This is a genomic window from Patescibacteria group bacterium (genome assembly GCA_041659905.1).
Lineage (GTDB): Bacteria > Patescibacteriota > Kazan-3B-28 > Kazan-3B-28 > UBA10110 > UBA10110.
In genome coordinates, this window is record JBAZXK010000001.1 from 238,772 (window position 1) to 252,601 (window position 13,830).

The following is a 13,830-nucleotide window of genomic DNA, read 5'->3' on the forward strand; positions in this document are numbered from 1 at the left end:
AATGAACTTAGGTCTACGGGTTTAGTATAGAACCTGGGATAAAATGAGACAAATGAGACGGTCTATAAAAGAGAGTTTAGTGTCTCATTTCTTGACTTCAAGGGGGTTCGTGGCATACCCCACTAGCTCCTCTAACCGACATCTTAGTCTATACGAACTGGCATGTTGAAGATAACCCAAGTAGGATGGCACCGCATTAGTTAATTCTTCATAATCATTCTCCCGCAAGAGTCTGGCGACCTTCTTGAATATCCTTTTGACTGTCTTTCTTCTGGGGATCGAGTAGCGATGCAAAGCCACATAACCAACATAATCTATACCCCAGTTAAACTTTCTCAAATGTATCTTATTGGGATGGACATTTAACTTGAGATTAGTTTTAAGAAACTGGTTTACTTCAACCAGATAACCCAATAAGATATCGGGATTATCAGAGAGAAATATAAAGTCATCCGCATAACGGAGATAGTACTTAGCTTTGAGCTTATGCTTGGCAAATTTATCTAGAGGATCTAAATAAACATTAGCAAAGAGTTGGGAGGTGAGGTTGCCTAACGGCATACCTTTGCCAGGAGAATGCTCAAAACTATTAATAATATCCCACAGTAACCCAATTAACTTTTCATCCTCAATTTTCTCTTTGAGCAAATCTATTAGAACTTTATGGTCGACACTGTCAAAAAACTTGCGGATATCTAATTTCAAAGCAAAACAAGGTTGAGTATAATTACGACTTATTCTTCTTGTTAGTTCTTGTAACCGAATAAATGCTTTGTGAGTTCCTTTGTTATTCCGGCAGGAATAACTATCATAGATAAAGTTTTTATCCCAAATTGGATACAGCACCCGATAAATTGCTTTATGCAGCAATCTGTCTCTGACTTTAGCTTTATGAATGTTTCGGGGCTTAGGATCAGATATCTTGAATGGACTATAAGCCGAGTGCCTGTATCCACCCAACTCTAGATCCTTATGCAGTTTGATGATATTATCCATCAAATCCCTTTCAAATTGCTGAACATCCTTCCGGTGGCGCTTACCCACAACAAATTCCTGCCAGGCCTCCAGCAGATTCTCGAGTGAGATAATGTTTCTATAATATTCTTTAGCGATTTTCATGATGGTAAGTAAAGAGATTCACACACACACACACACAGAGAGAGAGAGAGAGAGTTACTCCCCCTCCTGCAGAAGCTGAAACAGGTTTACCTCCTATGGTATAGCTATTACCAAGTTATCCCCAAACTTCACCGCCATTCTCTGGGGCAGAGGCTAGACACCTTATTCATCGAGATTATGGAAGCCATTGCCCAGGCCAGTTTCCTTAGCCGCGCAGAAAAACAGCCCTATGTTAGGCTGGCGATCCGCAAAACTGATATTTTAAAAATCCTTTTAATGGTGCTATGGGAAACTAAGTCGCTGGACAATAAGAAATATGTAGCATTATCCGTGCAAATGGATGAGATTGGTAAGATGTTGGGTGGGTGGAATGGTCAATTGATTAAACAAAACTCTCCTGGATGCCCAGGAGAGAAATAAAGATAGTAGCCACGGACGAACAGCCACTGGTTGTTGCCATTCCAGACGTTGTCGGGATTGTCATAGTTGCTGTTGAGCCAACGGTTGTTGTCGTCGTGTTCAACGTTGAACACGTTCAGATCGCCATCGGAATCCGCATTGTGCCAGACATTATCCATTACCACCACTCTTTGATCCACTAACTCTTACAGGATTTTAGAGTTGTATTTTATGCGGCATCTCTAATGCCAGAATGTCTCGCACCAAGTATCTTCATTTTTTGAAGTTTCTACATACAGTACTCTATTCCAAACCTTAATCGGGAATACTCTCGCTGTATGGACACTGGGTTCGGCAGCCAGAAACCTTGATCTCTGGCATATTCGCCTAGTTCCAAACTTATTTTACCAGATACAAACAACCCGTGTTCCGGAGAACACGGGTTGAGATCAAGGTCAAAGGATCCAAAAGAACAAAAATTCCGAGGGCAAAGTACTGAATTACTTGCCACGGACGAACAGCCACCGGTAGCTGCCATCCCAGACGTGGCCGGGATTGCCATAGTAGCTGCCGAGCCAACGGGGGCCGTCGTCGTGCGCAACGTTGAACACGTGCAGAGCGCCATCGGAACCCGCGATGGGTTCCATGGCTACCAGTAGATATTCTCCTGCTGGCTGGTCTAAATAATCCAGACGCAGAGCCGGACCGACCTCGGGAGGGCAGAGCTGAAGATCCAGAGACAGGGCTTTCTCATAAATGTCTTTTCGGGTGGCTCCATCAGGGAAACCGAGTTCAGCCACGGTGACCAACACCAATTCAACATCCACCGGCTTGGGGATGATTTTGAAATTGGAATGGCCCATCATGTCGTTCGCCCAGCGCCCAATCTCGTAACCGGCTTTCTTGAGTGCCTGGCGATAGGAATCGGCATTTTTGTGAGCACCGAGCTTGACTACCTTCCAGGCCGGTCGTTCGATGATCGGCAAGCGGAGAGCCTGTTCAGTAGCCAACTGGTCCCACAACTCATAGGTCCTTTCGACAAAGTTGGGGTGCCCTTTGGCTAGGTCCGCCTTTTTTGTGCCACCACGATAGTTCCTGGCAGCATCCTCGGTCATACGACCCAACTCTCTGGCTAGGCCGTCGCTAACAGAAGTACGCTGATCTGACATCAGATAGCTCCTCGATACACCTTTTCAGGGTGCTAGGTGGTTGGATTTGCCTGAAATTAAAGGCACCACCATTTGTTAAAATCATAACATGAAAGTCGCTTATATTCAAGTGTTTTTATGCTCCCGAAGCTGATTATTTCATCAACTGTGGTCATATATTAATCTTCAGAAAAACTTTGTGGTTTACCGGATACAAACAACCCCTGTTCTGGCGAACAGGGGTTGAAATCAAGGTCAAAGGGTCCAAAAGGATCAAAGCTTAAAGAGCAAAGCGCTAAGCAAGAAGTTACTTGCCACGGACGAACAGCCACTGGCAGCTGCCAGGCCAGAAGTAGTAGGGATTGTCATAGTGGCTGTAGAGCCAAAGGTAGTCGTCGTCGCGTCCAACGTTGAACACGTGCAGATCGCCATCGGAATCCGCAATGGGTTCCATTCCGATAAGCAGCCACTCGCCGTTGGGCTGATCCGGATACTGCAGGCGCAGAGCCGGTCCGACCTCGGGAGGGCAAAGCTGAAAACCAAGCTCGAGTGCCCGCTCATAGATCTTGGCACGAGTTGCGCCTTTGGGGAAACCGAGCTCGGCTACGGTAACCAGCACCAGATCAACACTTATGGGCTGATCGCTGACCGTGAAGGCAGGCTTACCCATAATGTCATTGGCCCAGTCGCCGATCTTGAATCCCTTGTCTTTCAGGGCAGAACGGTAACCGTCAGCATTGGGCTGAGTGCCGAGTTCTACAGATTTCCAGGCCGGTCGCTGCATCAACGGAAGACGCAAAGCCTGATCAGCTGCGAGGCGATCCAGGGTGGCCCAGATGTCCTTGCGGAAATCGGGATGCCCCTTGGCCAACTCCAGCTTGTCCTTACCGCCGGGATAATTTTTCGTGGCCAGCACGAGCAGGTCAGATTGACCTTCGCTAACTGGCTCAACCGTTGCAGAAGTACGCTGATCGTTCTTACCCATCAGGTAGCTCCTCTCTTTGCCACTACTGTAATCCGGTCGAGATAGGTTCTCAACTCGGTGTCTAAAGTGGCTTATGTCAATGATTTTAGCTTATCACAAAATCTATCTTTGGTCAAGAGTTTTTGGCTCCCAGAGCTGATTATCTCCTACATATGTTTGGCTAATTCCAATAGGTCTTTTTCATTATCAAAACCCCTGAGACGACCGGTTAAGATGCCTAATCTATATTTAACTCCCCCAGTCATAAGTTTCCAGTTTGTGCCTTTAAGAGTTTTAATGATCATCTTTTGGAGATTAAGGCGGGATTCATCGTCAGAACGAGTTAATTTATCTTGGATTTGAAATCCAACCCGAATATCCCTCTCTATTTGGGCTTTGCCAAAAATCAGATTGGAATAATTGTTGGGTTCTAGGATGAGGTCTAGTTTCTTTTCAATTTGTTGAAGAGTCAACTTTTCAATCTCTTTAAGTTTCTCTTGGGTGCGTTTTTCTTCTTCCTCAATATCTTTATTAGCAAAGTAAGCTGAATGTTCCATCCTGGATCGGCTGGCCAGATACTCCTGGCCCTTTTCTTTAGACAGACAGAATCTAGCTCGGTCAGCTTCATAGTTTTCATCAATGACTGGATCGGGAGTGGGGGTAAAAGTATAGTCATGGACTTCCGTGGTAATTTTACCGCAAGCCGAACAAGTCTGGGTGACAGTTAAAATATCTTTCTCCCACGAACTCACTTCTTTGAGTGGCTGATGACAATCTTCACACTTGGGTCTCTTTACTAAATACTCTTCCCCATCTTCACAAAAAGCTCGGTGACGCTTGCAGGTGGAACAAGAATATGTGAATAAGATCTTCTCATCGTCCAGTCCCATGGAAGTGCGATCGGCTTCAGTCATTTCCGTTCGGCAAATTAAACAATTAACTCCGCGGGGTGGAGTAGCAGTTTCCAAACAATCCGCTCGGCGTTGGCGATCTTCAATTATATCTTGGATGGTTTCTTCTTTATTGGCATAGCGCTCGCCGGTGATGTAATACATGGCGAGATCGATAAACATGTTGCGGTACCTCTTTTTCTCTTCTTCAGGCCAGGGCTTGTTGTTGATATCTGCAGTAGATTCGATAAGTCGGCTCAGCCAACGACGACATTCTTCAACTGTAGCCCGATCGTAAGAATCGCTTTGTTCACGATATAATTCTTCTTTACATTCATACCATTGGTGGATTTTATGGATTGGTTTCATTAAAACACCACTAACGACTTATTTCCCAAATACTGACCCCAATATATAGAACACCTATCACAGCTAGGGACGCAATCACCCACAATATGTTTAATGGATTTTGTATCAACTCTAATGGAATAGCTAAAAGCATTATCGAGAAGACCAAAGGAAGCAGGGTCAGCTTGATAGAGTTAACTAACCTAGACAAGACTAGGTCTCGAAGTTGAACCCAGGTATCGAATAAATTATAAGTATTCTGATTCACATGATCTCTGCCAAAAGAAAGACTAACTTTACCTTCCTGGCTAGCCTTTTCCAATGCCTGCTCAAATTCTTTTAATATCTGTTTATTGCTTTTAAGGTATTGGAGTTGAGCATCTGATTGATTAGTGACGCCCGTAGCCATAATTAGTTCAACCGCCCTATTGCGGTAATCATTAATTTCTTTGTCTATAATTCCAAGTTTATACACCGAGAATACACCGAACAAAGCAACTATTGCCGCCATTACCTGTGAAATAGAGCTGAGAGTATAAAACCAAATGTTCATTTCATAAAATACTTAAGACACATAACGACTTATTGGGGATGGTCACTACATAAATTTAACACATTGCATCTTTGCTACATTCACCTCGACACAAAGGACAGATTTTCCCCGAGTCGACCGCAGAGGAAATTCCGGGAGAATACGCAGGGACAAAGATACTATACTTATCTGTTTTTTCGTAAAAATTACGGCAGCACTTATTACATTGGGCTACAGAATAATCAGTAGTGTACCCATATTTTGTATTGCAGTTTTCGCAACAATCAGAATTAATTCTAAAAACCATTGTTTTAATACCAAAATTATCATAAAAATTATTGCCACACATGGTACACTGGCGACCTTCGAATGAAATGACTGATAATGTATTATTTAAATATGACATGCCCATATCAGCTGAGGCGCTGGGTGAAGTAGAAATTATCCTAGTAACTACTGCAGATGCTCTCTCCTCTCTGCATATCTCCTCAGGCTCAATGGTCTGAGCTTTCTTTATCTTGTTTATTAATCTACCTAAGCTAGGATAGAGAGTAATCATCTTGGACCCCTTCTTCTTCCACTCGCTGGCAAGAAACGGATGGATTGTGCCTTCATTGCTGAGGTCCTCCCAATCATGGTCTGCTGAAATTATCACCAAGTCAAATATGCTATAATTTGCCAATAATGTTTCCCAAATAATCCCATCTCCATACGATAAATCATCCCGCCCCTTACGGGGTGGGTTGCCTTTGAGATATCTTACATACGCAGTCTGTACAATTGAATCGTCGTGTTCGACCAGTTCTGCTTTGGAAAACAAATTTAATATTAACTTATTAATTTTACTGCGATTTGATAAAGATCTTTTTTTGTATTTATCGGCTAGATTAGTGACAGCTGTCGCCAGTTTCTTATAGCTCTGCAATATTCTTTCTGTTTCACTAAGACCTTTCATCATCACTGCTACACCTACGGAAGTTGGTTTAGATTTGATTAATTCCAGATAATGTGCCTGAATGATGCCTGGTTTGTTGCGATTAAACTCATCTAACACCTGCTGGGGAAGCAATAAAGTCACTTTATCCTTGTCTATCAGCTTACCTAGTTCCTCTAATGATTTTAAAGACCCCTCTCCAGTCTGATAAAAGCTAAGATAGATATTGGCATCCAATACAACTCTTATGCTTTTACTCTGATTATTCTGGGTAGGAACTGGCATATTGCTTTGTGATTAAAAGAATCGACTTATAATGTATTGTTATAACCTATAATTTTACACCATGGCCGACAAAATATCACCTAAACCAATGCCAGCGTTTTACCGCAACTTTCTAGATCAATTCCACAGGGAGAGGCATACCTCTAAATTTTACACAACACAGAGCTTCAAGCGACTTTGGAATAGCTTTCTAGATTATGTAAAAACACAAGAATTTCAAGACGATGTGCAAAAAATTAGAAACGATCTGGGCATACCCAAAAATGGGTTTCAGATTGAAGGAGACACCTGGTCACATTACCCAGAGAATTGGCGTTATGGCTCTGAAGAAAGGACAAAATTTAGCAAACAAATAAAAGAATTGTGTGAGAAACTAGACCTCATACCATTAAGAGATTGGAGATGGATTATAGAAACCTATGCACTATATAACCAAGCATTCCTTTGTATCGACCCCAACTCTCATAACCTATGTTATGTAACAGATTTGGCGACTCATAAGGATTCGCTGGGCAATGAATTGACAACCGATCTTACTAAGATGTACCCAATAGCCTTATTAATTAGCCCTCATGCCAGTAAAAGAGATATCTTGGACTATATAGAGAAATTATACTCTACTGAGATAGAACCCGCCCAAGAAAAACACAAGGGAGGAAGCCGATGGATAAAGCCCGTGCGCAAAAAAAGACAGCGCCAACGCAATGATTTCATTTATGACAACAAAAATCTGCCATTGGCAAAAATTGCTGACATAGTTCAAGAAAAGTTTGGAGGTGACCTCATGGACGAAGGAGCTGTCAGCAAAATTATTTCCCTGGAATCCAAGAAAAGAAGTTAAGTGTAGGTCACTTAATTCTTAGACCACATCAAATATCGGCCATATTATGAGGCCGATATTTATTAAATAACACTACTATGAGAAACGTAGGACAAAGAGCAAAAATCCAAATCCAAGAGGTTGAGATTGACCGACTCAAACCCAGTGAGTATAACCCCAGAAAATGGAGCAAAGAAGCCACCAAACAATTAACTGAAAGTATACAAAAGTTTGGGATGGTCGATCCCGTCATCTGTAATTCTGCCCTCGATAGAGAAAATGTGGTAATCGGTGGTCATTTCCGTTTAAAAATAGCAAAATCACTCGGATATAAGACAGTACCCGTGGTCTATCTGGATATTCCTGATCTTGTGAAAGAACGCGAGCTCAATTTAAGACTAAATCGCAATCTCGGGGAATTTGATTGGGATCTGCTGGCCAACTTCGATAGCTCCCTACTTACTGATGTCGGGTTTTCCAGTGAAGAAATGGATAACATCTTTGGGATCGACGATACCCCAGAGGTGTTTGATTTACAAAAAGAATTGGATAAACTTCAGATCACAGAAATTAAAACTCAACTCGGAGATATCTACCAACTAGGAAATCACCGGCTCATGTGCGGAAACAGCATGGTGGAAGCGGATATGCTTAAACTCCTAAATGGGGAAAAAGCGGATATGTGTCTGACTGATCCACCCTACATCCTTAATTACCTTAAGGGCAAAAAGAAACATGGTAAGTCAACGGAGGGGTTCGGATATAAAAGAGATCGGAAATACCTGGGGACAGATGAACTGCCAGATAACTTTACTGAACTATGGATAGGTAATATAGCCAAGATTGCCAAACCAGATTTCAACATTATAGTTTATGAGAACTGGAAGAACCTCCGGATTATTTGGTCAGAGATAGAAAAGCATTGGTCCGTAAAGAATATGATTGTGTGGCATTTGCCTAACAGAAATCAAGGGTTCTCGGCGAAATATAAATTCTTTAGTAAACATGATATAGCAATGGTTGGGCAAGGTGGCAACCCAGAACAGAACTCAAATCCCGAAGAAGATCTGCTCCAAAATGAATACGAAACTGCTTTGTATGCCATATCTGGCAAGCCTCAATGGGAAGGATACAAACACGGGAAGAAATATCAACCGACGGATTTTATCGAATTTAATGCGGCGGATGAAAAAAGTTCCGGACAAGCCATTATCTTCGGCGTGAAACCATTAGAAATCCTAATCCCCTACATCAAAGTTCTAACTAAGCGGGGAGACCTAGTAGTTGAGCCTTTCGGGGGATCTGGATCCACCTTGATTGCTTGCGAAAAAATGAACCGGCGATGCTGTCTGATGGAGAAATCCCCTGTTTATGCTGAAGTTATAATGAACCGCTGGGAGAAACTTACTGGATTAAAAGCGATAAAGTTATGAAACGAGATACGCATAAAGAAAGTTTGTTGGAACAGCTGAAGAAAACCCCCATTATTCATGTCGCCTGTGAAAAATCTGGAGTAGGGAGAGCTACCTACTACCGGTGGCGAAAAGAAGATACGGAGTTTGCTTTGGCTTGCGACGAATCTCTCCAAGAAGGATCCAGCTTAATCAACGATATGGCTGAATCTCAACTAATTTCCGCCATTAAAGATAAGAATCTGGGAGCAATTATCTTTTGGCTCAAAAATCATCATCCGCAATATGCCACCAGAGTAGAAGTGACTGCTAAACTACATAATCAGGATCCTTTGACGCCCGAGCAAGAAGAGTTAATTAAAAAAGCTTTGGAATTGGCATCGTTACATCAAGCAGACTTAGTAACTAATAAACCAGAAAATGGAGAACAACATAGCTAACATTAACGAAATAAACAACATTATTAAAGACCCTCGGGTAAGATCAACTGTGGCTAAAAGTAGCCATGAATGGTTCTTTAGTTTGTATCTTTCCCATTATGTTACCTACCCGACCGCTCCTTTCCAAAAAGAGATGTTTCTGTTGAGCGAACGAGAGGATGTAAGATTAGCAGTTATCTGTGCCTTTAGAGGTTCGGGTAAATCTACCATCCTGAATCTGTCTTACCCAATCTGGGCCGTGCTGGGAAAACTGCAAAAGAAACACATCCTGATCGTGGGCCAAACCCAACCCCAGGCCAGACAGCACTTGGATAATATCAAGCGGGAATTAGAGGCCAATACTATTCTAAGAGCTGACCTTGGACCCTTCGAAGAGCGAGATGAGGATTGGAGTGCTGGCACTATTGTTCTACCTAAATACAATGCCAGAATTACAGCCGTATCGATGGATCAGAGTATTCGGGGTATCCGGCATGGTCAGTATCGACCAGATTTAATTATCTGCGATGATATCGAGGACTCAAGTTCTGTTAAAACCAGAGAAAGCCGTAATAAAACTTTTGATTGGCTAACTAGCGAAGTTTTTCCAGTTGGTGACAAGAATACCAAGATTGTAGTAGTGGGTAACCTATTGCATGAGGATTCTTTAATTGTTCGACTAAAAGAACGAATCGAGAGTGGAGCTATGGATGGTGTTTTTAGGTCTTATCCACTACTGCGAGATAGTGGGGAATGCAACTGGCCCGGGAAATATCCCAACGAGGATGAGATCAGTAGGTTGAAATCGAGCATCGGTAGTAATATATCTTGGCATCGGGAATATCTTTTGCATATTATTTCTGATCAAGAAAGAGTGATTCATCCAGAATGGATCCAGTTCTATGATGAGCTACCAGAGAATCCCCTATATTCTGCTACTAGCATCGATTTGGCCATTTCCACTAAAACATCCGCTGATTTTACGGCCATGGTGTCGGCCGTGATTACTGGCAGCGAAGAAAATATGAAAATCTACATATTGCCAAATCCAATTAATGCTAGATTGGAATTCCCTGAAGCCGTAGCCCTGATTGGTGAAATAACTAAGAATCTTCAAAACAGCTTTCATTTCGGTTACTCGTGGTCTAACCAATATGTCTGGTTCGAGGAAGTAGCTTACCAAGCTGCCTTTGGTCAACAAGTTAGGTATGAGGACATCCCTGCGGATATAGAAGGATTTAATCCGGGCACTCAAGACAAAAGAACCCGCTTAGCATTAACCAGCGTGATGGTAAACTCAGGAAAGGTTCTTTTCCCTAGACGAGGCTGTGAGCGACTCATCGAACAAATAATTGGTTTTGGAGTAGAGAAGCATGACGACTTGGCCGATTCTTTTTCTATGTTAGTTATTAAAGCCATGGAGAAAAATAAGCCCCTCCCAAATGTCTTCTTTGCCTAGCTGCCTCCCTTAACTCCTTATTTGTCCTCGCCGAAACGGAGTTTAATGCTATGCTTTAAATGCCATAGATTACTAATATCTATTTTATGTTGCCGACAAAAATAAATCGCATGGATAACTGGTTACTTAAGAAAACAACCTCTTTAAGAAATGGGTTGCCAGTTTTAACAACTAAAAAGATCAGGTTGATTGAAGACAGTATTATCCTAACACTCCCCGAGAAAAAGGAGTTGCTTCTGATGCTTCTCGGCTATAAGTTCACAATCGAGCTAAAATTTTCTGAGAAAAAGGAAAAAACAGAGTTACTTCTAAAGCTGGGGTTGCCGTTCCATGTGGAGAGTCGAATTCATTCCAAGAAAGGGAAGATTAAATGGTTACAGGTGTCAGCGAACGAGAGGATCGACCGATTCGTGAATAAATATGCTACCTCCATGAGTTCAATGGAGGCAGGTTTACTCTATGGATATCCCTTTTCTGCAGTTTTGGCCTTCATGGATTTGATCCCTCGAACAGACAAGGTATCTAGTGATAATTTCTATAACTACTGGTTCGGAATGGTCAGATCTAAACATCTATTTGAAATGGAAGAGAGCTACTTCAAGAACATTACGGATAAATTGGCTGGTGTAAGCCCAAAAATCTATAGCGAGTTGCAACAATACTATGCTAGAAAAATCCAATCTATATCCCCTGCCAAGAAATGAAGATGTAAATACTCTGAAAAAAGAACCCCCGGCTGTGTGCCAGGGGCTGGTACTACTCGTGTCACCAAGACAGTACCTTCACAGAGTGGTTAAGACCCTGTGAGAAGAAGCATCGACCAATAGTCATTGCCCCTAGATTATAGGACAATATCGTTACTTGTAAAGAGAGGCATTTCTATTGTGTGCTGGCCTTATCGAAGGTCTAATACTAATCCTCTGGGCTATAATATGAACATGCAAGACACATCTATTATAGAGAAATTAGTGCCATCAATAATTAATGTCGCGATAGTATTGTTGATTTCATCGCCGATACTTATCTTGAAATCATCTGTCCTGGAAAAGAAATTAATTATAATCGGATTATTCTTTTTATATGGGTTGATATTTATCTTCTTTAATAATGGGAGAGACCTGGGAATGATTCTGTTTAAGACATACTGGAAAGAGCACTATCCTTTGATCCAGATGCTTATCTATAACTTTCTTTATACATTAAGTTTCTCTACATTATTCTTTTGGAAGTTTTTCCCTTTCGATATATTTTTGTTTAACATGCTTGTACTACAACTCCCAATCATATTATTGACTGGTACGACATTACATGGGTTTTTATCTGGCGGGATGACAACAGTTATTAGGTAACAGGTCTTAGAAATTTGCTAATCCTACCTATCCTCTTCATGAAGCCATCTTAGCCCACCTGGCCATCCTTGGTTGGCATTTTCTAGTATAGGACGGCAGTAACCATTTAGTTTACTGACTGTATAGTCATGTCTTTCCACTGCCACACATAATAATTGGATATTGCCGCTCCGCTGAACTGACCCACTGCTCTCAATGCAGTTAGTTGATCATTCAAATAATTATTTTCAATAAGTTGACGATCGTTCATTAAGTCCAAAGCAGAAACCGGTTCTCCTTTTGAGTTATGATAGACAACATTTCTCAATGGATCTGCAGCACCCCAAACCTTGTCTCTATAGACTTCTACGATCTCATGCCCACTGTATGGCTTCTCTAAATCAAACAGATGAACAACTCGAGCAGGATATCCAGCTATCTGGCAGAGTACGCAACCGACTCTAGCCAAATCGGTGCACCAATCAGAACCCCTAGCAATAATCTCTTCCTCAGTACCGCCAAATTGTATTAAATCCAAATCGTCGCTAATCTTATGCTGCAGATTACTGATAAATTTCATAATCTCTTGAATTTGTTCTTCTTTGGAATGGTTGACTAAGATCATTTGATCCAGATACTGTTCTAGCTCGGGCCTTGATCCTTTTATATATAAACTCTTTGTTGGCGTATATCCACCATAAAGATAGGCCATTGTCTCCGGACATAATCGAATCATACCTTCTGTCAAAACTCGGTCTATCGAGCCGGGTGCATGTGTATCATTTTCAAGCATGGTTTTATACGCTGACCCAAATTGACTAACCCCTTGATATTTAGAAATGTTATTCATAAGTTTATCTTGCCATCTCTATTCTGGGTTCTCCGTCACCAAAGTAATTATCCTTCCAGCCAGAAACTACAAAGCCAGCTTTAAGGTAAGTGATGATGGCGGGGGTGTTGTGGGGATGTACGACCAGATGGATATGTTTATGTCCCCCTATAAGCTTTAACATTTCTTTGACTGCTTCCAGAGCATAACCTTTGCCTCTGTATTCAGGCATAATCACCAGACCGTCACAGTAATAATCATTGTCTCCTTTAATTTCAAAAGATATAGTTCCAACAATCTGGTTATCATTATTGATAATGAAATAGACCAAACTCTTATCCATGTACTTCTTGACTATATCTTCATCGGTGCAAGGAAAATAGAGAGGAGAATTTGCACTTTGCTCAATAGCTAATACTTGTTGCCAATCTTCTGGCAGAACTTGTTTAAGAATTATCATAGATTTACTTTATCTTTAAGTTGGTTAGTTGGCTTAATATCAACCTTTATAAATATATCCTTATACTCCAAATATCTCTTCATAATTTCCTCCACAGAATATCCTTTGTAGTTATCGTTGAAGTTTATCTGTAGGTATTTGTCATTTTTGAGTTGTTGCTCAAATTCTGGATAATTAAAGTCTGGTTTGGGATACAGGGTGTTATTAAAATCCTCGAACGGATAAATCTGTACATTATTGTATTGGGTCAACAGATCGAACACTTCTTTTTTGAGATCACTGGCTAGAATAATGAAAGTGAAATAAATTGTATCGTCATATATGCCTATTTCGCAGGCGTCAGTAGTAATAGTTGGGATTGAACCAGAAATCAGATTGCCTTTATCATCATAATTGCCAGAAGTATAGTTTAATTCTCCAACAGAATCACCAGAGCTAGTAAAAATTTGTCTTAGAGTATTTAAATATTCTCCTGGGTTCATAA

Annotated in this window: 15 protein-coding genes; 6 read left to right on the plus strand and 9 right to left on the minus strand. The window is 41.4% G+C overall.

Going from position 1 to position 13,830, the window contains the following annotated elements:
* Positions 1-84 precede the first annotated feature (84 nt).
* Positions 85-1,119, minus strand: a complete 1,035-nt coding sequence (locus WC805_01250) for a reverse transcriptase/maturase family protein (protein MFA5967130.1) — start codon at positions 1,117-1,119, stop codon at positions 85-87.
* A gap of 66 nt (positions 1,120-1,185) precedes the next feature.
* On the opposite strand from WC805_01250, the gene WC805_01255 reads away from it, so the two are divergent.
* Positions 1,186-1,539, plus strand: a complete 354-nt coding sequence (locus WC805_01255) for a four helix bundle protein (GenBank protein MFA5967131.1) — start codon at positions 1,186-1,188, stop codon at positions 1,537-1,539.
* 479 nt (positions 1,540-2,018) lie between these two features.
* Here WC805_01255 and WC805_01260 read toward each other — a convergent pair whose 3' ends face one another.
* The 5 genes from WC805_01260 to WC805_01280 all read right to left on the minus strand — a co-directional run bounded on the left by WC805_01260 (position 2,019) and on the right by WC805_01280 (position 6,619).
* Positions 2,019-2,687, minus strand: coding sequence for a hypothetical protein (locus WC805_01260; protein MFA5967132.1), 669 nt, complete (start codon positions 2,685-2,687; stop codon positions 2,019-2,021).
* A 286-nt stretch (positions 2,688-2,973) separates the two neighbouring features.
* Positions 2,974-3,651 (minus strand): hypothetical protein, encoded by a 678-nt coding sequence (locus WC805_01265; protein MFA5967133.1) that lies wholly within the window; start codon positions 3,649-3,651, stop codon positions 2,974-2,976.
* 146 nt (positions 3,652-3,797) lie between these two features.
* Positions 3,798-4,889 (minus strand): hypothetical protein, encoded by a 1,092-nt coding sequence (locus WC805_01270; protein MFA5967134.1) that lies wholly within the window; start codon positions 4,887-4,889, stop codon positions 3,798-3,800.
* A gap of 10 nt (positions 4,890-4,899) precedes the next feature.
* Positions 4,900-5,421, minus strand: a complete 522-nt coding sequence (locus WC805_01275) for a hypothetical protein (GenBank protein ID MFA5967135.1) — start codon at positions 5,419-5,421, stop codon at positions 4,900-4,902.
* A 55-nt stretch (positions 5,422-5,476) separates the two neighbouring features.
* Positions 5,477-6,619, minus strand: a complete 1,143-nt coding sequence (locus tag WC805_01280) for a PIN domain-containing protein (GenBank protein ID MFA5967136.1) — start codon at positions 6,617-6,619, stop codon at positions 5,477-5,479.
* Between the two features lie 61 nt (positions 6,620-6,680).
* On the opposite strand from WC805_01280, the gene WC805_01285 reads away from it, so the two are divergent.
* The 5 genes from WC805_01285 (at position 6,681) to WC805_01305 (ending at position 11,433) form a co-directional block, all read left to right on the plus strand.
* Complete coding sequence (locus tag WC805_01285; protein ID MFA5967137.1) at positions 6,681-7,460, plus strand: hypothetical protein; 780 nt, start codon at positions 6,681-6,683, stop codon at positions 7,458-7,460.
* Positions 7,461-7,537: 77 nt separating this feature from the next.
* Complete coding sequence (locus tag WC805_01290; protein ID MFA5967138.1) at positions 7,538-8,872, plus strand: DNA methyltransferase; 1,335 nt, start codon at positions 7,538-7,540, stop codon at positions 8,870-8,872.
* Positions 8,869-9,291, plus strand: coding sequence for a hypothetical protein (locus WC805_01295; GenBank protein ID MFA5967139.1), 423 nt, complete (start codon positions 8,869-8,871; stop codon positions 9,289-9,291). The genes WC805_01290 and WC805_01295 overlap by 4 nt, the downstream gene beginning before the upstream one ends.
* Positions 9,272-10,729: a hypothetical protein gene (locus tag WC805_01300; GenBank protein ID MFA5967140.1), complete on the plus strand. Its 1,458-nt coding sequence runs from the start codon at positions 9,272-9,274 to the stop codon at positions 10,727-10,729. The genes WC805_01295 and WC805_01300 overlap by 20 nt, the downstream gene beginning before the upstream one ends.
* A gap of 110 nt (positions 10,730-10,839) precedes the next feature.
* Positions 10,840-11,433 (plus strand): hypothetical protein, encoded by a 594-nt coding sequence (locus tag WC805_01305; protein ID MFA5967141.1) that lies wholly within the window; start codon positions 10,840-10,842, stop codon positions 11,431-11,433.
* Between the two features lie 751 nt (positions 11,434-12,184).
* Here WC805_01305 and WC805_01310 read toward each other — a convergent pair.
* From WC805_01310 to WC805_01320, 3 genes are read right to left on the minus strand one after another with little or no spacing between them, the layout of a single operon-like run.
* On the minus strand, positions 12,185-12,907 hold the full coding sequence (locus WC805_01310; GenBank protein ID MFA5967142.1) for a transglutaminase domain-containing protein: 723 nt from the start codon (positions 12,905-12,907) through the stop codon (positions 12,185-12,187).
* A gap of 4 nt (positions 12,908-12,911) precedes the next feature.
* Entirely contained in the window at positions 12,912-13,346 is a 435-nt protein-coding gene (locus tag WC805_01315; GenBank protein ID MFA5967143.1) for a GNAT family N-acetyltransferase, read from the minus strand.
* The gene (locus WC805_01320) at positions 13,343-13,828 is read right to left on the minus strand and encodes a hypothetical protein (GenBank protein MFA5967144.1); all 486 of its coding nucleotides are present in this window, start codon (positions 13,826-13,828) and stop codon (positions 13,343-13,345) included. The genes WC805_01315 and WC805_01320 overlap by 4 nt, the downstream gene beginning before the upstream one ends.
* Positions 13,829-13,830: the final 2 nt, after the last annotated feature.